General features: G+C 71.8%; 15 protein-coding genes. 13 read left to right on the top strand and 2 right to left on the bottom strand.

What is annotated here, in order from left to right:
• The first annotated feature begins 68 nt into the window (after positions 1-68).
• The 4 genes from IG64_RS16680 to IG64_RS16665 all read left to right on the top strand — a co-directional run bounded on the left by IG64_RS16680 (position 69) and on the right by IG64_RS16665 (position 6743).
• Positions 69-2672 (top strand): ATP-binding cassette domain-containing protein, encoded by a 2604-nt coding sequence (locus IG64_RS16680; protein WP_037856874.1) that lies wholly within the window; start codon positions 69-71, stop codon positions 2670-2672.
• A gap of 162 nt (positions 2673-2834) precedes the next feature.
• A complete protein-coding gene (locus IG64_RS16675; RefSeq protein ID WP_051812978.1) occupies positions 2835-3722 on the top strand; it encodes a FadR/GntR family transcriptional regulator in 888 nt (295 codons plus the stop codon).
• Positions 3723-4215: 493 nt separating this feature from the next.
• Positions 4216-5763, top strand: a complete 1548-nt coding sequence (locus tag IG64_RS16670) for an RNA polymerase sigma factor (protein ID WP_037856873.1) — start codon at positions 4216-4218, stop codon at positions 5761-5763.
• 119 nt (positions 5764-5882) lie between these two features.
• Positions 5883-6743: a S1 family peptidase gene (locus IG64_RS16665; protein WP_037856755.1), complete on the top strand. Its 861-nt coding sequence runs from the start codon at positions 5883-5885 to the stop codon at positions 6741-6743.
• A 111-nt stretch (positions 6744-6854) separates the two neighbouring features.
• Here the strand turns inward: IG64_RS16665 and IG64_RS16660 are convergent, their stop codons facing one another.
• Positions 6855-7085, bottom strand: coding sequence for a DUF7455 domain-containing protein (locus IG64_RS16660; RefSeq protein ID WP_037856754.1), 231 nt, complete (start codon positions 7083-7085; stop codon positions 6855-6857).
• 440 nt (positions 7086-7525) lie between these two features.
• Between IG64_RS16660 and IG64_RS16655 the strand changes: the two genes are divergently transcribed.
• From IG64_RS16655 to IG64_RS16625, 6 genes are all read left to right on the top strand, one after another.
• Complete coding sequence (locus IG64_RS16655) at positions 7526-9649, top strand: DNA gyrase/topoisomerase IV subunit B (RefSeq protein ID WP_037856753.1); 2124 nt, start codon at positions 7526-7528, stop codon at positions 9647-9649.
• Positions 9650-10254: 605 nt separating this feature from the next.
• A complete protein-coding gene (locus IG64_RS16645; protein WP_037856749.1) occupies positions 10255-10779 on the top strand; it encodes a DUF1453 family protein in 525 nt (174 codons plus the stop codon).
• Positions 10776-11927: a sensor histidine kinase gene (locus IG64_RS16640; RefSeq protein WP_037856746.1), complete on the top strand. Its 1152-nt coding sequence runs from the start codon at positions 10776-10778 to the stop codon at positions 11925-11927. Before IG64_RS16645 ends, IG64_RS16640 begins: the two co-directional genes overlap by 4 nt.
• Complete coding sequence (locus IG64_RS16635) at positions 11924-12607, top strand: response regulator transcription factor (protein ID WP_037856744.1); 684 nt, start codon at positions 11924-11926, stop codon at positions 12605-12607. Before IG64_RS16640 ends, IG64_RS16635 begins: the two co-directional genes overlap by 4 nt.
• A gap of 170 nt (positions 12608-12777) precedes the next feature.
• Entirely contained in the window at positions 12778-13335 is a 558-nt protein-coding gene (locus IG64_RS16630; RefSeq protein ID WP_037856743.1) for a DUF485 domain-containing protein, read from the top strand.
• The gene (locus IG64_RS16625) at positions 13332-14930 is read left to right on the top strand and encodes a cation acetate symporter (protein ID WP_037856740.1); all 1599 of its coding nucleotides are present in this window, start codon (positions 13332-13334) and stop codon (positions 14928-14930) included. Before IG64_RS16630 ends, IG64_RS16625 begins: the two co-directional genes overlap by 4 nt.
• A 166-nt stretch (positions 14931-15096) precedes the next feature.
• On the opposite strand, the gene IG64_RS16615 is transcribed toward IG64_RS16625, so the two are convergent.
• Complete coding sequence (locus IG64_RS16615; RefSeq protein ID WP_037856738.1) at positions 15097-15789, bottom strand: response regulator; 693 nt, start codon at positions 15787-15789, stop codon at positions 15097-15099.
• 161 nt (positions 15790-15950) lie between these two features.
• Here IG64_RS16615 and IG64_RS16610 point away from each other — a divergent pair, with 161 nt between their 5' ends.
• From IG64_RS16610 to IG64_RS16600, 3 genes are all read left to right on the top strand, one after another.
• The gene (locus IG64_RS16610; RefSeq protein WP_037856737.1) at positions 15951-16766 is read left to right on the top strand and encodes an ABC transporter ATP-binding protein; all 816 of its coding nucleotides are present in this window, start codon (positions 15951-15953) and stop codon (positions 16764-16766) included.
• Entirely contained in the window at positions 16756-17619 is an 864-nt protein-coding gene (locus IG64_RS16605) for an ABC transporter permease (RefSeq protein WP_037856734.1), read from the top strand. Before IG64_RS16610 ends, IG64_RS16605 begins: the two co-directional genes overlap by 11 nt.
• 214 nt (positions 17620-17833) lie before the next feature.
• Positions 17834-18889: an ABC transporter substrate-binding protein gene (locus tag IG64_RS16600; RefSeq protein WP_037856732.1), complete on the top strand. Its 1056-nt coding sequence runs from the start codon at positions 17834-17836 to the stop codon at positions 18887-18889.
• Positions 18890-18938 lie beyond the last annotated feature (49 nt).

Here is an 18938-nt window from a genome sequence, read left to right as displayed (position 1 = left end):
GGTGCGGAACGCGCCTCGCGAACCCGAGAACCCCGAAAAAAGGGACATAACGCGCTATCTTGCTGCGGGTGATCCAGGCCTTCGGACTGACCAGCGACTCCCGCAAGGGCATTCCGCCCGCCGTCGACGACGTGTCCTTCGAAGCGCGCGCGGGGCGCGTCACCGCGCTCCTGGGGACTGCGGGCGCGGGCAAGACGACGACGCTCAGACTCATGCTCGAACTCCAACAGGGCCGAGGCATCACCTACTTCAAGGGCCGTCCGCTGCACCGCATCGCCCACCCGGCGCGCGAGGTCGGTGTCCTTCTGGGCGATGTACCCGGTCACCCCTCCCGCACCGTCCGAGGCCACCTGCGCATGCTGTGCGCGGCGGCGGGACTTCCCGCCCGGCGGGCCGACGAGGTTCTGGAGGCCGTCGGACTCGTCAGTTTCCGGGAGGAACGCCTGGGCACGCTGTCCCGGGGCATGGACCGGAGGCTGGGCCTGGCCTGCGTCCTGCTCACCGATCCGCACACCCTGGTGCTCGACAGCCCCACTCGCGGCCTCTCCGCGCGGGAGGGCCGTTGGCTGCACGGGGTGCTGAGGGCCCACGCAGGCCGGGGCGGCACGGTTCTGTTCGCCACGGACGATCCAAAGGAGGCCGCGCGCACGGCCGACCGCGTGGTCACGCTGGAACGCGGCACCGTCGTGGCCGACCAGGAGGCCGAGGACTTCGGGCGCCACCGGCTGCGTCCGCGTGTCGCCGTCCGCACCCCGCACGCGGCCCGTCTCGCGGCTCTGCTGGCCAAGGAAGCCCGCACCGCACACCGCTCCGTCGAGGTCGTACGGGAGAACGGCAATCGCCTCTCCGTCTACGGCAGTACGTGTGCCGATGTCGGTGAGACCGCGTTCCGCCACGGCATCCTCGTTCACCAACTGGCGGACGAGATCGGCGACATGGGAGCTGGGGCCGGGGCCGGGACAGAACAGCAGGCCGCCGATCGGACGGTGGGTGAGAAATGCGAGAGTCCGGCGACCGACCGGCGGCCGGCGTCTGCCGCCGCCCGTGCCGGACGCGCCCCCCGCGAAGCGGCCGGCGCGGCGAGCGGGAGCGCGCCGGGCACGACGGACTCCGGCGGCGTGTTCGCCGCTGCCGCGCCGGCTGAGGGGCCCGGCTCGGCGACAGCCGAGGGAAAGCCCGCCGCCGCTCCCCGCGACCACGGACTCCCGGACGGATTCGAGGAACGAGCCGTGACGGCGACGCTCGCAGCGGCATCCGGCGCCGCGACGAGGGTGGCGAGAGAGGCGAGGGGCACGGCGGACACGGCGGACGCCGCGTCCGGGCCGTCCGAGGCCGTCTCCGTCTCCGGACGTGCCGACAGCGCGACGCCGGCCGTATCCGCCGACGGCGCGCCCCCGACGGCGCACGCGCACAGCGGCCCGGCGGTGCGGACACGGACCCGCTCAGGGGCGGGAAGCCCAGCCCTCGGCCGCGAGGGCGCGGACCCGGTGCCTGCCGACGGCTGCGGCAACGCCCCCGGGGCCGCCCGCCCCGGCGAAGCCCCGTCCGCGGCGGTCCGTCACGGCAGCGAGGCCCGCCCCCAGCGCCAGGGCGGCGTGCCCACGCCGGAAGGCGCCCCGCACGAGCCCGGCCGCAGGGAGGCCCGGAATCACGTCCCCCCGGCCGACGCACGGCCTTCCGTGCGGCGACGTCCCGCCGAGCGCGGAGAAGGGGCACGGCGCCCCCGGCCGGGAGAAACGGGGACCGGCCACTCGGAGACCACGGAGTCCCCCGGCCGTGCCGCGGCCCGGCCGTCCGGTAGCGCCACCGCGGGGGCGCAGCCCTCGATCCCCACTCCGCGTCCGGCGGAGGCCGTGAGGCCGGACGCCTCGGCGCCCCTGCCCCCTCCCATCTCCGTCCGTGCGGGCGCCGGCCCCCTGCGTCCCGTGCGCTACGAACTGCGCCGTGCCCTCGGCATCGGCACCGGGTTCGCCATCTGTGCCGCCGTGCTCGTCGTCTCCGCGCTGACCGCCCTGGTCGCGGGGCGGATCGGGCACACGCCCCAGCCCCGGCTGCTGGCGGCATGGCCGCAGCAGTTCCCGCTGCCGCCGGCCGCGCTCGGCGCGGGGCTGATCGGCGCGCTCGCCTTCGGCGACGAGTTCCGCCATCCCGCACTGGCCGCGGACCGGGGCACCGTCCCGCGCCGCCTGGGACTGCTCGCCGCGAAGCTCCTCGTCACCACGGCCGCCGCCCTGCTGCTGGCCTTCCTCACGGCCGGCTGCGACGCCGAGGTGCTCTACGTCGTATACGGACGGGAACTCACCCAGGTTCCCGGCGACTGGCTCGCGCCGACCGCGAGTTGGGCCGGCCTCGTGGTCGGCTGCGGCTGGGCCGGGGTGCTCGCCGCGGGGCTGTTCCGGTCCACCACCGCCGGTCTCGCCGCGGTCGTCGCCGTACCGGTCGCCGTCGCACCCCTCGTGCGGCAGGCCCTGGGAGGAGCGAACGGGGACGCGGCCGGCCTGCCCGCACGGTTGCGCGAAACGTTCCTGTTGTCGTGGCCCTTCGGGGGTGACCGCTACGTCGCCGCCGCGGCCCGTGTGATCGCCCAACCTGTGGGCGGCGCCCTCACGTTGTCGCTGGCCACGCTGGTGGGCGGGTACCTGATGACGACTCTGCGGAGCAGGATGAGGTGACCACCGTTCGTACTCTTTCGATCGCGCATCGTGCGCAATTCCTCGCGGAAAGCACAATTCTTTCCGATAAGGCGTCAATTGCGACGGAGTGAGCGATCACCCTTTCGTGTGCTTTTCACCAAAGACCTCAAGGGAGTTGGAGGCAACGCCGACAAAGGATCCGTGAGTACCCTTGCGCACACCATGATGACCGCCGCCCGCTCCTCAGACTCCGGTCTTGCCGGCCCGGGCGGACTCGACCGCTACCCCTACGCCGAGGCACCCGTCCCCGACCGCGTCGCGAGCTCTGCCTGGGAGACCGCGGACCCCGAGCTGGGACGCGTCGGCCGACGGGCCGCGGGCAGCCGCGGGCGCGGCCTGCACGGCCAACTCGTCCAGCAGCTCGGTCAGATGATCGTCTCCGGGGATCTGGGCGCCGACCGGCCGCTGGTGCCCGAGGAGATCGGCCAGCGCTTCGAGGTCTCCCGCACCGTCGTCCGTGAGTCGCTCCGTGTGCTGGAGGCCAAGGGCCTGGTCAGTGCGCGACCGAACGTCGGCACCCGCGTGCGTCCGGTCAGTGACTGGAACCTCCTTGATCCGGACATCATCGAGTGGCGGGCCTTCGGCCCGCAGCGCGACGACCAGCGCCGTGAGCTGAGCGAGCTGCGCTGGACGATCGAGCCGCTCGCGGCGCGGCTCGCCGCGGGGCACGGGCGCGAAGACGTCCAGCAGCGCCTGTCCGACATGGTCGAGATCATGGGGCACGCGCTGGCTCAGGGGGACGCGCTGACCTTCTCCCGCGCGGACGCGGAGTTCCACTCGCTGCTCATCCAGATCGCGGGCAACCGGATGCTGGAGCACCTCGCCGGAATCGTCTCGGCCGCCCTCCAGGTGTCCGGCGGCCCGGTCACGGGCTGTGAGCGCCCGAACGAGGCGTCCGTCGCCCAGCACGCCCGGATCGTCGACGCGCTCGCGGCCGCCGACGGCGCGGCGGCGGAGGCGGCGATGCGCCAGCTGCTGACGGTGCACCCCGAGATCGAGCGCGTGGTGCCGGCGCCGCGCGAGCACTGAGCCGTGGGTGCCGCTCCGGGCGCGGGCGGACGGCCGGAGCCGTGCCGCCCTCCCGCGGGGCCGCCCGGCCCGGCGGACCGCTCGCCCCGCCACCCGTCGCCCGGCCGTTCGCGTGCGGCGCCGCCCGGCCGGTGAGCGGCTCCTCGGCGGACCCTGCCGGATCCTCCGCGCACTCGGCGGGGTCCGCGCGTGACGACAGGCGTCTGCAGCCGGTGGCGGGCGAGACACCGCCACACACTTCTGTCCGCCTCTGACCGTTTTTGAGCGCTTACGGGGTGTGACTCGGGCCACGCGGATTGGGCGTAACGCTCGTGGAAACAACGCGATGACCTAAGAGGTGACAGCCGCGGAGGGAATACGGACGCCGTTCATGGCGCTGTGCATCTTCCCGGCCCCCGCCCGCGCCGTCGGCCCATCCCCAGGCCGGTGGTCGGCTCCTGTCCACTCGTGGACGGGGCCGGAAGCCGTTTTCCAACGTTCCGAGAGGTTGTTCGTGTCGGCCAGCACATCCCGTACGCTCCCGCCGGAGATCGCCGAGTCCGTCTCTGTCATGGCGCTCATTGAGCGGGGAAAGGCTGAGGGGCAGATCGCCGGCGACGATGTGCGTCGGGCCTTCGAAGCTGACCAGATCCCGGCCACTCAGTGGAAGAACGTACTGCGCAGCCTCAACCAGATCCTCGAGGAAGAGGGTGTGACGCTGATGGTCAGTGCCGCGGAGCCCAACAAGCGCACCCGGAAGAGCGTCGCAGCGAAGAGCCCGGTCAAGCGCACCGCCACCAAGACGGTCGCGGCCAAGACGGTGACCACCAGGAAGGCCACCGCCACCGCCACCCCGGCGGCGGCGCCTGCCGTCGACACGCCGGGCGAGGACGACGCGCCCGCCAGGAAGGCCGCCGCCAAGAAGACGACCGCCGCCGCGAAGAAGACGGTGGCCAAGAAGACCACCGCCGCCGCGAAGAAGACGGCGGCGAAGAAGACCGGCGCCAAGAAGGACGACGCCGAGCTCCTCGAGGACGAGGTGCTCGAGGACCCGAAGGGCGCGGAGGAGCCGGAGGGCACCGAGAGCGCCGGTTTCGTACTCTCCGACGAGGACGAGGACGACGCCCCCGCCCAGCAGGTGGCGGCGGCCGGTGCCACCGCCGACCCGGTCAAGGACTACCTCAAGCAGATCGGCAAGGTGCCCCTGCTCAACGCCGAGCAGGAGGTCGAGCTGGCCAAGCGCATCGAGGCGGGCCTGTTCGCCGAGGACAAGCTGGCCAACGCCGACAAGCTGGCGCCGAAGCTCAAGCGCGAGCTGGAGATCATCGCCGAGGACGGCCGCCGGGCCAAGAACCACCTCCTGGAGGCCAACCTCCGTCTGGTGGTCTCGCTGGCCAAGCGCTACACGGGTCGCGGCATGCTCTTCCTGGACCTCATCCAGGAGGGCAACCTCGGTCTGATCCGCGCGGTCGAGAAGTTCGACTACACCAAGGGCTACAAGTTCTCCACGTACGCCACCTGGTGGATCCGTCAGGCGATCACCCGCGCGATGGCCGACCAGGCCCGCACCATCCGTATCCCGGTGCACATGGTCGAGGTCATCAACAAGCTCGCGCGCGTGCAGCGCCAGATGCTCCAGGACCTGGGCCGCGAGCCCACCCCGGAGGAGCTGGCCAAGGAACTCGACATGACCCCGGAGAAGGTCATCGAGGTCCAGAAGTACGGTCGCGAGCCCATCTCCCTGCACACCCCGCTGGGCGAGGACGGCGACAGCGAGTTCGGTGACCTCATCGAGGACTCCGAAGCGGTCGTCCCGGCCGACGCGGTCAGCTTCACGCTCCTGCAGGAGCAGCTGCACTCGGTGCTCGACACCCTGTCCGAGCGCGAGGCGGGCGTCGTCTCCATGCGCTTCGGTCTCACCGACGGTCAGCCCAAGACCCTCGACGAGATCGGCAAGGTCTACGGCGTCACGCGTGAGCGGATCCGCCAGATCGAGTCCAAGACCATGTCGAAGCTGCGTCACCCGTCCCGTTCGCAGGTGCTGCGCGACTACCTCGACTAGGCACAGCCGTACGCCGGCGAAGGCCCGGTTCCCCGAGGGGGCCGGGCCTTCGTGCTGCGATGTGTCCCGCTCTGCCCGACTCTGGGTGTCCGACGATCATCCCAGAGTGAGGAGCGCGCATGCGATGCCGTATTGCCCGGGTCCTGGCCGGGCCGCTGGTCCTGGCGGCCGCGGGGGCCGCGATACCGCTGGTGGACACGGCCCCCGCGGCCGCCGACAGCGTTGTCGTGGGGGGCTTTCCCGTCGACGTGTCGCAGAGCCCGTGGACCGTGGCCCTGGCCAGCCGTGACCGGTTCGGAGGTACCCGGGCGGGGCAGTTCTGCGGAGCCGTGGCCGTCGCCCGCACCACCGTGCTGACCGCCGCCCACTGTCTGGCCGGTGAGGTGGTCGGCGCACCACCGACACGCGATCTGAAGGTCATCGAGGGACGCACGGACCTGCTCTCCGCCGAGGGCAAGGAGATCCGTGTACGAGACACCTGGGTCAATCCGCGCTACGACGTCATGACGAACTCGGGGGACTTCGCGGTGCTCACCCTGGCCGAGCCGCTGCCGCAGCGGGCGGTCATCCCGATGGCGGGCGCGGGCGACCCGGCGTACACGCCGGGCACGAGCGCTCTCGTCTACGGCTGGGGGGACACGACCGGAGGCGCCGCCTACCCGCACGGCCTGCATGCCGCGCGGGTGCACGTCCTGCCCGACGCCCAGTGCCGGCGGGCGTATCCCGGCAGCGTCGAGGGGACGTACGCGCCGGAGACGATGCTGTGCGCGGGGGAGAGCACGGGCGGCCGCGACGCCTGCCAGGGGGACAGCGGCGGTCCGCTGGTGGCCAAGGGGCGCCTCATCGGGCTCGTGTCGTGGGGGAACGGCTGCGGCCGGGCGGGGAACCCCGGCGTCTACACGCGGGTGTCCGCCGTGGCGCGGGCGCTGCGCGAGGCCCGCGGGGCCAGGGGGCTGCCCGGGGCGGCCGGAGAGGGCTGACGGGGCTCCACGGGGACAATGACGGGCGGCCGCTCCTGTGGGTCAGGAGCGGCCGCCCGTTCGCCGGCCTGCGCCGGTGCTGGCTCGTCGTGCGAGATGGTCAGCGCTCGGTCAGCGCTCTTCCTCGGACGTATTGGAGGGCACGGAGGTGAGGCGCTCCGTCTCGTCCTGTATCTCAGCGGCGATCTTCTTGAGTTCCGGCTCGAACTTGCGACCGTGGTGGGCGCAGAAGAGCAGTTCTCCGCCGCTCAGCAGGACGACGCGCAGGTAAGCCTGGGCGCCGCAGCGGTCGCAGCGATCAGCGGCCGTCAGCGGGCTCGCGGGGGTCAGAACAGTAGTCACGTCGCCTCTTCTCTAGCTCGACGAGCTGTCGTACCAGGGTCAACATCCAACCAGCCCCAAACGTTCCCGCTCGCGGCTTTTCCTCGAAAAATCTTTCCGAGGCGGCTGTCCGTTGCCGGTTTGGCGGCGAATGTGCCGTATTACGTTTCTGTGTGTCTTACGGGTTCGCGCTGTCGGTCATGGTCGGTCCTCCCGGCCGGCTTGCCGGTTGTTCATGAGGACGTGCCCGGAGCCTAAATGGTTCATGCCTCGAAGGGAACGTGATATGTGCTTCACTCCATCGAGGGATCGAACGTACATGCGATCGTCGACTAGTCTGGGTCGCTGCCGAGGGTTGCGTTACAAGGGCTCTACCAGGCCTCGGTACCCTCTGAGCGGCAACCGAAGCCGCGCCCTTACCCACGAGGGCCTCACCTGAAATTCAGCGAGGAGCGAACCGCGTGACCGCCGATACGTCCGTGCCGTCCACAGCGCTGCTGGCAGGAGCAGACCGTGACGGCTCCAACTACACCGCGCGGCACCTTCTCGTCCTCGAGGGGCTCGAGGCCGTGCGCAAGCGCCCCGGCATGTACATCGGATCGACCGACAGCCGCGGTCTGATGCACTGCCTGTGGGAGATCATCGACAACTCCGTGGACGAGGCCCTCGCGGGCGTCTGCGACCACATCGAGGTCGTCCTGCACGACGACGGCTCCGTGGAGGTCCGGGACAACGGCCGTGGCATCCCGGTCGACGTCGAGCCCAGGACCGGCCTGTCCGGCGTCGAGGTCGTCATGACCAAGCTGCACGCCGGCGGCAAGTTCGGCGGTGGCTCCTACGCCGCCTCCGGCGGTCTGCACGGCGTCGGCGCCTCCGTCGTCAACGCGCTCTCCGCCCGGCTGGACGTCGAGGTCGACCGCGGCGGCCACACGCACGCCATCAGCTTCCGGCGCGGCGTGCCCGGGGCGTTCACGGGCAATGGCCCCGAGGCCAAGTTCGAGGCCGGCAGCGGTCTGCGCAAGGCCAAGAAGATCCCCAAGGCGCGGACCGGCACGCGCGTGCGCTACTGGGCCGACCGCCAGATCTTCCTCAAGGACGCGAAGCTCTCCCTGGAGAATCTGCACCAGCGCGCCCGGCAGACGGCTTTCCTGGTGCCCGGCCTGACCATCGTGGTCCGTGACGAGTACGGCCTCGGCGAGGGCGGCAGCAAGGGCGAGGAGTCTTTCCGCTTCGACGGCGGCATCAGCGAGTTCTGCGAGTACCTGGCGAGCGACAGGCCGGTGTGCGACGTGCTCCGCTTCAGCGGGCAGGGCTCCTTCAAGGAGACGGTTCCCGTCCTCGACGACCACGGCCAGATGACACCCACGGAGGTCACCCGCGATCTCGGCGTGGACGTGGCCCTGCGCTGGGGAACCGGCTACGACACCACCCTCCGCTCGTTCGTCAACATCATCGCCACGCCCAAGGGCGGCACCCACGTCGCCGGTTTCGAGCAGGCCGTCACCAAGACGATGAACGAGGTGCTGCGGGCCAAGAAGATGCTGCGCGTCGCCGAGGACGACATCGTCAAGGACGACGCCCTGGAAGGCCTCACCGCGGTCGTCACGGTCCGGCTCGCCGAGCCGCAGTTCGAGGGCCAGACCAAGGAGGTCCTCGGCACCTCGGCGGCCCGCCGCATCGTCAACAACGTGATCACCAGGGAACTCAAGGCGTTCCTGACGTCCACCAAGCGGGACGCCGCCCAGCAGGCCCGGGTGGTCATGGAGAAAGCCGTCGCCGCCGCCCGGACCCGGATCGCGGCCCGCCAGCACAAGGACGCCCAGCGTCGCAAGACGGCCCTGGAGTCCTCCTCCCTGCCGGCCAAGCTCGCCGACTGCCGCAGCGACGACGTGGACCGCAGCGAACTGTTCATCGTCGAGGGCGACTCCGCGCTCGGTACCGCCAAGCTCGCCCGGAACTCCGAGTTCCAGGCGCTGCTGCCGATCCGCGGCAAGATCCTCAACGTCCAGAAGTCGTCCGTCACGGACATGCTGAAGAACGCCGAGTGCGGCGCGATCATCCAGGTGATAGGGGCAGGCTCGGGCCGCACCTTCGACCTGGACGCGGCGCGCTACGGCAAGATCATCATGATGACCGACGCGGACGTGGACGGCTCCCACATCCGCACCCTGCTCCTGACCCTGTTCCACCGCTACATGCGGCCCATGGTCGAGGCCGGCCGGGTGTTCGCCGCGGTGCCGCCGCTGCACCGCATCGAGCTGATCCAGCCGAAGAAGGGCCAGGACAAGTACGTCTACACGTACTCGGACCGCGAACTGCGCGACAAGCTCCTGGAGTTCCAGAGCAAGAACATCCGGTACAAGGACTCGATCCAGCGGTACAAGGGCCTCGGCGAGATGGACGCCGACCAGTTGGCCGAGACCACCATGGACCCGCGCCATCGCACCCTGCGCCGGATCAACCTCTCCGATCTGGAGGCCGCGGAAGGGGTGTTCGACCTCCTGATGGGCAACGACGTGGCACCTCGCAAGGAGTTCATCGCCAGCTCGGCGGCGACACTCGACCGCTCGCGCATCGACGCCTAGCGGCCGGCGGACCGGACAGCCGCGGGACCGGCCCAGGCAGGTCCGGGCCGGTGTCCCTGCCCGGACGGAACTCGGTGCCGGCCGTCGTGGAGCGCCTGAGCCCGGAAGGCCGGAACTCCGTCGCGAGAGCCGGCCGGGCCGGCGTGCCGCGGAGGAACTTGCTCCACCACCGGCCGGCCCGGCCGGCGGCGGACGGAGAGGCGTCGGCCGGCCCGGCCGTGGGCGGGCCGGCAGGCGTCAGCCGACGATGTCTGGCGGGCGGGCAGGCGTCGGCCGGGCCGGCCGTGGGCGGGGGCGGGGGCGGAGGACGTCAGCCGGGCCGATGCGCGGCGGGCGGGCCTGTGCCGGTCCACGTGACGCGCGGCGGACCGGCTCCGGTCTCCGTCCGCGGGGCCGAGCCGCGCCGGCGGCCGGGGCGCCGGTACGTCGCCGGTGCGCAGGGCTCTGCCACGGTCCTCTCTCCACCCGTGGGTGGAGTCGGCGGCGGTGTGGGATCCACCCGTGATCCACCCGTGCTCCGATCACTCCGCCCGCGGATTTCCGTAGCGTCGAAGGCGTCGACGGTTCTCGCCGTCGGCCTTCCCTTCCCGCTCATGGAGGCTCTGATGTCCGGGCTCGTCAATGTGCTGGTGATCGTCGCCGTCGCCGCCGTCGTGATCACGAGGCAGTTCGGCGCACGCCGGCTCGACGCCGACCGGCGCTGGTGGCTCATGCCCGTGATCCTGGCGGTGGTCGCGCTGCGTGACCCCGGTCTGATCGACGCCCACCACCGCACCGCGGCCTCGCTGCTGCTCGCGGCGGAACTGGTCATCGGCCTCGGGATCGGGGCCGGATGGGCCTGGACCACCCGCATATGGGCGGAGCCGGACGGCACCGTGTGGACCAAGAGCACCAGGGCGAGCATGGCCGTCTGGGCCGGGGGCATCATCCTGCGTGCCGGCCTGTTCGGGTGGGGCGCGCTGCTCGGCCTGCACCAGGGGAGCCCGGCCCTCATGCTCGCCCTGGCCGCCACGCTGCTGGTTCGCTCAGGCGTCCTCGTCCAGAGGACGCGGGCCCTCGCCCCGGTCGACGGCCCGCTCCCGGCGTACGGTGGCGGCAGCCCCCGACCCGCGTGGAAGGAGCGCGTGTGACAGAGAACGTCTGGACGCGCTGGCCCTCTCCGGAGGCGCTGGGGCGCGTCGGAATCTCCCGGCCCCGGCGCCTCCTCGGGTGGGGCGCGCGGATCCTGATGGCCGCCGTCCTGCTGTGGAGCACCTTCCGCAGCAGTCACGTCCATCTCTGGGGGGCGTTCGGCGGGGCCGCCGGCGTCGTCGTGGTGGCGGCTGCGGGCTGGGGCTTCTTCCGGACCACGTTCGCGCACCGGCTCGCGCCGTCGCTGGGGCTCTTCGCCGTTCTCCTCGGCATGGCGGCCGCCGCGCAGGCAGGGGGCTTCCATGTGCCCGCCCTCGTCATCTGGTGCGCCTGCGCGATCGCCGCGCTGGAGAGGCTGCCGCTCGCGGTGGCCACGCCCCTGACGGGTGTCGCGCTCACCGCGTTCGTTCTCGCCAACGACGACCGGTGGCTGACCACCGTCGTCACGGCGGCGGGCCTGGCGCTCGCGGGTTACGTCCTGCGGCTCGACGCCGAGGCCCGTGGCAGCGCTCAGCGGCTGCTCGCCCAGGAGCGGGCCGCGCGGGTGGCGGAGGCGGAGTCCGCGGCGCTGGGGGAGCGGGCGAGGATCGCCCGGGAGATCCACGACGTGCTGGCGCACAGCCTCTCGGCTCAGCTCGTGCACCTGGAGGCGGCCCGGCTCCTCATCGAACGGGGCGCGGAGCGCGACCAGATCCTGGAGCGGGTGGTCGCGGCCCGGGGAATGGCCCGCGACGGTCTCGAGGAGACCCGTCAGGCCCTGTCCGCGCTGCGCGGGGAGCTGACGCCGCTGGAGGACTTCCTCAGCCGGCTCGTGGCGGCGACCGACGGTGCGGAGGTCACCGTCTCGGGTGATCGCAGACAGCTGCCCGCCGAGGCGTCGCAGGCGGTGCGCCGGGTCGCGCAGGAGGCCCTGACCAACGTCCGCAAGCATGCTCCGGGGGCCAAGGTCCGGCTCCGGCTGGACTACGGAGAGCACGAGGTGATGCTGGACGTGCGGGACTCGGGCGGCCCGCCGGGCGACCTGAGCGGGGCCGGCGGCGGGTACGGTCTGCTGGGCATGCGGGAGCGGGCCGAGCTGCTGGGCGGCTCGCTGGAGGCCGGCCCGCGCGAGGAGGGGTTCGTGGTGACGCTGAAGGTGCCGGTATGAGCGACGAGGCCGGGAGGAAACCGGCGCGGGTGGTGGTGGCCGACGACCAGACGGTGGTGCGCGAAGGCATCGTGATGCTGCTGGGGCTGCTCCCGGGGATCGAGGTGGTGGGGTCCGCGGGCGACGGGGACGAGGCGGTGAAGCTCGTCGCGGAGGTGGCTCCGGACGTGGTGCTGATGGACCTGCGGATGCCCCGCTGCGACGGCGTCGAGGCCACCCGGCGGATCAGGTCTCGGTATCCGGGCACCCAGGTCGTGATCCTCACGACGTACGCGGACGACGAGTCGCTGTTTCCCGCGCTCAGAGCGGGAGCGCGGGGTTATCTGACCAAGGACGCGGGGGGTGACGAGATCGTCCGGGCCGTGGAGAGCGTGCTGTCGGGGGACGCGGGGCTGTCGCCCGGTATCCAGCGGCGGCTGCTGGAGCGGCTGTCCGAGTCCGGCCACCGGCAGGCGCATCCCTCCGAGCCGCCGGACGGGCTCACCGGCCGGGAGTGCGAGGTGCTGGTGCTGATCGCCGAGGGTCTGAGCAACCAGGAGATCGCCCGTCGGCTGCATGTCTCCACCGCCACCGTGAAGACGCACATCAACAACCTCTTCGCCAAGACGGGCCTCAAGGACCGGGCGCAGGCGGTGCGGTACGCGTACGCGAAGGGGCTGGCGCGGCCGCCGGCGAGCTGAGCCACCCGGGGCCGAGCCGCCTGGGCGGAGGCACCCGGGGGAGCCGCCTGGGGCGAGTCATCGGGGGCGGAGGCACCCGGGGCGGGGCCGTCTGGGGCCGGTTCACCTGATGGGGTGAAGAGCGGGGGGAAGGGAAGCCGGGAATCCTCCCGTTCCGCCCATCCTTGGGCATGCAGTCAAACAACGGCGGTCCCCACGGGGACGGGGGCGGCGCCGAGGGCCCGTCCGGGAGCCACGAGGGCCGGGAGCAGGCGCCCGAGGACCTGCGATACCGCGATCCGTGGTACGACGTGCTGGCGTCCGGGTGGGGCGAGGGGCAGGGGACGGGAGCCCCCGCCGCAGGGGTGCCGGCGGCACGACGGGAGGAAGCGGGCCGGCCGGGCGCGGCGACGGCGGCCGAGGTGTATCTGGAGGTGCAGCGCAGTGCCGCGTTCCAGGAGGTGCGCGGTCGCTACCGGAGGTTCGTGGTGCCGGCTGTGGTGGTCTTCCTCGTCTGGTACGTGGCCTACGTCGTGACCGCTACGGCCGCGCCCGGGCTGATGGCGAGGCCGGTGGCGGGCGCGGTGAACGTGGCGATCCTCGCGGGGCTCGCGCAGTTCCTCACCACCTTCCTCTTCGCATGGGCCTACGCCCGGCACGCCCGGCTGCGGCGGGACCGGGCCGCGCTCGAACTGCGCTGGGACACGCAGGTGCTGACACGGGGAACCATGCAGGGGGACGCGTCATGACCGGTGGCCACCAGACGCCGGCGCTGGTGCTGTTCAGCGGGTTCGTGGCGGTCACGCTGGCCATCACGACCTGGGTGAGCCGCAGGAGACACGGTTCGGCGGAGGAGTTCTATGCGGGCGGGCGGCTGTTCTCCCCGATGGAGAATGGTTTTGCCATCGCCGGGGACTACGCCTCGGCCGCCTCCTTCCTCGGTGTGCCCGGGCTGATCGCGCTCTTCGGTTACGACGGGGTGCTGTACGTGGTGGGCTTCCTCGTGGGCTGGCTGGTGGTGCTGTTCCTCGTCGCCGAACTGGTCCGCAACTGCGGCCGGTTCACCCTCGCCGACGTGGTGGCGGCCCGGATGAGCGAGCGGCCGGTGCGGATCGCGGCGGGCACGTCCTCGGCCACCGTGTCCGTCCTGTACCTGGTGGCGCAGATGGTGGGCGCGGGCACTCTGGTGGCCCTGCTGCTGGGGCGGACGGGCGCGGGCGGCGCGGCGCAGGCGTGGGCCGTGATCGGCGTCGGCGCCCTGATGGTGGTCTATGTGTCGCTGGGCGGGATGCGGGCCACGACCTGGATCCAGATCGTCAAGGCCGTCCTCCTGCTGGCCGGGACCGTCGTGCTGACCGTGCTCGTCATGGTCCGCTTCCACGGCGATCCCGACCGGCTGCTGCGTGCCGCGGCCGAGCACAGCGGCCACGGGGCGGCCTTCCTGGCGCCGGGCCTGAAGTACGGCGGTGACTGGACCGCGCGCCTGGACTTCATCAGCCTCGGGCTCGCCCTGGTGCTCGGCACGGGCGGTCTGCCGCACATCCTGTCCCGCTTCTACACGGTGCCGACCGCGCGGGCGGCGCGCAGGTCGGCGCTCTGGTCCATCGGGCTGATCGGCGGCTTCTACCTGATGACGATCGTGCTCGGGTTCGGTGCCGCCGCGATCGTCGGGCCCCAGGCCGTGCGCGGGTCGAACGCGGCCGGGAACACGGCGGTCCCGCTGCTCGCCCTGGACCTGGGCGGCGGTGCGGATTCCACGGGCGGCACGGTGCTGTTCGCGGTGGTCGCCGCCGTCGCGTTCGCCACCATCCTCGCGGTGGTCGCCGGGATCACGCTCGCCTCCTCCGCGTCCGTCGCCCACGACCTGTACGCGTCGCTGAGGCGGCGTGGCGGGCGGCAGCGCGGCGAGGTGGCCGTGGCACGGATCGCGGCCGTCGGCGTCGGGGTGGTCGCCATCGGCCTCGGTCTGCTCGCCCGCGACCTCAACGTCGCCTTCCTGGTCGGGCTCGCCTTCGCCGTCGCCGCCTCGGCGAACCTGCCGGTGCTGCTCTACTCCCTGTTCTGGCGGGCGTTCACCACCCGCGGCGCGGTGTGGGCGGTGTACGGGGGGCTGATCCCGGCCCTGGGGCTCGTCGTGCTCTCCCCGGTCGTCTCGGGCAGCCCGGACTCCCTCTTCCCCGGAGTCGACTTCCAGTACTTCCCGCTGCAGAACCCGGGCATCGTCTCCATCCCGCTGGGCTTCGTGGCCGGCTGGCTGGGCACCGTCACCTCCGCGGAACCGCCCGACGAGGGCAAGCACGCGGAGACGGAGGTGCGGTCGCTGACCGGGGCGGGGGCCGTGTGAGCGGGGCCGGCCCGGCCGCCGTCACACCGATGGCCGTCCCGGCGGGCCGCGAGGCGACCGGTCGCCAGGCGGGCGCCCTCGCCCTCGCCGGGGAGGCGTCCCGTGACACCTGCGGCACCGGAGCGGCGGTCACCGGTGGCCACCGGCACCGGCCGCCCCGCCCGGGTCAGGGCGCCACCCACGCGTAGCGGTGCTCCGGGCGTCCGGTGTCGCCGTACTTGAGTGACAGGCGCAGCCGGCCGGCCTGTTCCAGGTGACGCAGGTAGCGCTGGGCGGTGGACCGGCTCAGGCCGGTGCGCTCGGCCACCTCGTGGGCCGACAGCGGCCGGCCGGCGCCGTGCAGGACACCGCAGATGAGGTCCGTCGTCGGCTCCGAGTGGCCGCTGGGCAGGCCGGGGGAGGACGGTGCCGGTGTGGTGCGCAGGGCGCCGAAGATCCGGTCGACCTGCTCCTGCCCGGCCACTCCGCGGCCGCCGACGCGGTCGACGGTGCGGCGCAGGGCGGCGTAGGAGTCCAGGCGGGTGCGCAGCGCGGTGAAGGTGAAGGGCTTGACCAGGTAGTGCAGCGCGCCCAGCCGCATCGCCTGCTGCACGGTCGCCACGTCGCCGGCCGCCGTGATCATGATGACGTCGGTGCCCAGGCCCTGTTCGCGCATGCGGTGGACGAGTTCCAGACCGGTGCGGTCGGGCAGGTAGTGGTCGAGCAGGACCAGGTCGATCCCTCCGCGTTGTACGGCGGCCAGTGCCTGGGCAGCACTGTGCGCGCGGGAGGTCACCCGGAAACCGGGAACCTTTCCCACGTACTTCGCGTTGATCTCGGCGACACGGAAGTCGTCGTCGACCACCAGGACGTCAATCATCGGGCCTCTTTCCCTCAAGGCCTGGCGAGCGTTAAGCCCGTGTTTCGGCTCCGTTGTTGTAGCGCGAGCAAAACGAGCACAACAGGTGCTTGCGAGCAAAAGAACGGCTTGCGAACAGAAGACTGCTGCTGTGGCGGGGGCCACACCTACCGTCCCGGGTCATGAGCGCAGACACCAGCCCCGCCATCGAGCTACGGGGCGCGAGCAAGACGTTCAGGACCCCGTCGGGGGGCCTGCACACCGCGGTGAGGGATCTCGACCTGACCGTGCGGCGCGGCGAGTTCGTGGCCGTGGTGGGACCCACCGGCTGCGGCAAGTCGACCACGCTGACGCTGGTCAGCGGGCTGGAGGAGCCCACCGAGGGTGAGGTGCTGGTGGCCGGCGAGCCGGTGACCGGCGTCGGCGGCAAGGTCGGCTTCGTCTTCCAGCAGGACGCCACCTTCCCCTGGCGGACGGTGCTGTCCAATGTGATGGCCGGGCCGCGGTTCCGCGGTGTGCCCAAGGCGGAGGCGAAGGAGAAGGCGCGGGCGTGGCTGGCCCGGGTCGGACTCGCCGCCTTCGAGGACCGCTACCCGCACCAGCTCTCCGGCGGTCAGCGCAAGCGGGTCGCGCTCGCCGCGACCTTCGTCAACGACCCCGAGATCCTGCTCATGGACGAGCCGTTCTCGGCGCTCGACGTCCAGACCCGGGCGTTGATGTCGGACGAGCTGCTGGAGCTGTGGGAGGGGACGGGCTCCTCGGTCGTCTTCGTCACCCACGACCTGGAGGAGGCCATCGCGCTGGCCGACAAGGTGGTCGTGATGACGGCCGGTCCGGCCACCGTGAAGCAGGTCTTCGACATCCGCCTGCCCCGGCCGCGCAAGGTCGAACAGGTGCGCCTGCAGAGCGAGTTCATCGACATCTACCGCGAGATCTGGGAGTCCCTGGGCGAAGAGGTCCGCATCACCCGTGAAAGAGGTGCCGCCCATGTCGCCTGAGACGCTCAGCACGCCGGTCGCCGAGGTGGCCAAGACGCCCGACAGGGCGCACTCCCGGGCGCGAGCCGCCCGCAAGCGGAAGGTGATCGTCACCGCGGCCCGCGTCCTGCTCCTGGTGGCCGTGCTCGGCCTGTGGGAGGCGCTCTCCCGCGCGGAGGTCATCGATCCCTTCAACTTCTCGATGCCGTCCAAGATCTGGGACCAGATGTGGACGTGGATCACCCACGGCACCGCGCTCGGCTCGCTGGGCGAGCAGATCTGGTACACCCTCTACGAGGCACTGATCGGCTGGGGCTTCGGTGTGGTGGCCGGTGTCGTCCTCGGCATCGCGCTGGGGCGCATCCCCTTCCTGGCCGACGTCCTGGGCCCTTACATCAAGGTGCTCAACTCGCTTCCCAGGATCGTGCTCGCCCCGATCTTCGTGATCTGGTTCGGACTCGGACCGATGTCCAAGATCGCCTCGGCCGTCGTCCTCGTCTTCTTCCCGGTGTTCTTCAACGCCTTCCAGGGCGCCCGCGAGGTCGACCGCAACCTGGTGGCCAACGCGCGGATCCTCGGTGCCAGCGACCGCAGGGTCACGTTCCAGGTGGTCATCCCGTCCGCCACCTCCTGGATCTTCACCAGCCTCCACGTCAGCTTCGGCTTCGCCCTCATCGGTGCCATCGTCGGCGAGTACATCGGCGCCACCAACGGCATCGGCCTGCTCGTGGCGCAGTCCCAGGGCACCTTCAACGCGGCCGGCGTGTACGCCGCGATGGTCATCCTCGCCGCGGTCGCCCTCGTCGCCGAGGGGCTGCTCACCTTCGCCGAGCGCCGCATCTTCCGCTGGAAGCCCGCCGACTCAGGCGACTGAGCCGCCGATTCCGGCCGATGAGCCGCCGTTCCGGCCGCTGAGCCGCGGCCTGGCCCCTGTGGCGCAGGCCCTGCCGCCGGTCCGCCGGTCCGCGAGCCCGCAAGTCCGCCGGGTCCGCAGACCCGCCGGTCCGCGCACCGGGCCGCCGGTCCGGCCCGGCGCCCTCTTCCCCGCACCCCGCCCCGTACCGCTCACCCCTAGGACGTGAACCGTCATGCGCAAGACCACCAGACTCGCGGCGTCGGCCGCCACCGGCCTGCTCGCCCTGTCCTCCCTCACCGCCTGCGCCAACGACGCGGCCGGCTCGGCGGCCGGCAGCGGCAGCGGCGGCGGCAAGGGCGAGCACGTCAAGATCATGGTCGGCGGCCTGGACAAGGTCATCTACATGCCCGCCATGCTCACCCAGCGCCTCGGCTTCTTCTCCGCCGAGGGACTGAACGTGGAACTGCTCAGCGAGCCCGCCGGCGTCCAGGCCGAGACCGCGCTCGTCTCCGGCCAGGTCCAGGGCGCCGTCGGCTTCTACGACCACACCCTCGACCTCCAGGTCAAGGGCAAGGACATCGAGTCCGTGGTGCAGTTCTCGCACGCGCCGGGTGAGGTGGAGGTGGTCTCCGCCAAGGCCGAGGGGGAGATCACCTCTCCCAAGGACTTCAAGGGCAAGAAGCTCGGCGTCACCGGCCTCGGCTCCTCGACCGACTTCCTCACCAAGTACCTCGCGGTGAAGAACGGCGTGAACGTCAGCGACTTCACCCCGGTCGCCGTCGGTGCCGGACCGACGTTCATCTCCGCGCTGCAGAAGGGATCCATCGACGGCGGTATGACAACCGACCCGACCGTCGCGACCATCCTGGACAAGAAGGCCGGCAAGATCCTGCTCGACATGCGCACCCCGGAGGGTTCGCAGGAGGCGCTCGGCGGCCCGTACCCGTCGTCGAGCCTCTACATGCAGACGGAGTGGGTCAACAGCCACAAGGACACCGTCCAGAAGCTGGCCAACGCGTTCGTCAAGACGCTCAAGTGGATGTCCACCCACAGCGCGACCGAGATCGCCGACAAGATGCCCGCCGACTACTCGCAGGGCAACAAGCTCCTGTACGCGGCGGCCATCAAGAGCACGCTGCCGATGTTCACCACGGACGGCGTCATGCCGGCGAACGGTCCCGAGACCGTCGAGAAGGTCCTCAAGGCGTTCAATCCCACCATCAAGAACGCCAAGGTGGACCTGAGCAAGACCTTCACGACGGAGTTCGTCAAGAAGGCCATCGGCTGACCCCCGTGCCCGGCCGCGGGAGCGACACGCACCGTGTCCTCCGCGCCCC

It is taken from the genome of Streptomyces sp. NRRL S-340 (assembly GCF_000720185.1).
Classification (GTDB): domain Bacteria; phylum Actinomycetota; class Actinomycetes; order Streptomycetales; family Streptomycetaceae; genus Streptomyces.
Note: the sequence above shows the minus strand (reverse complement) of the source record. Positions and strands in the feature narration are given on the sequence as shown.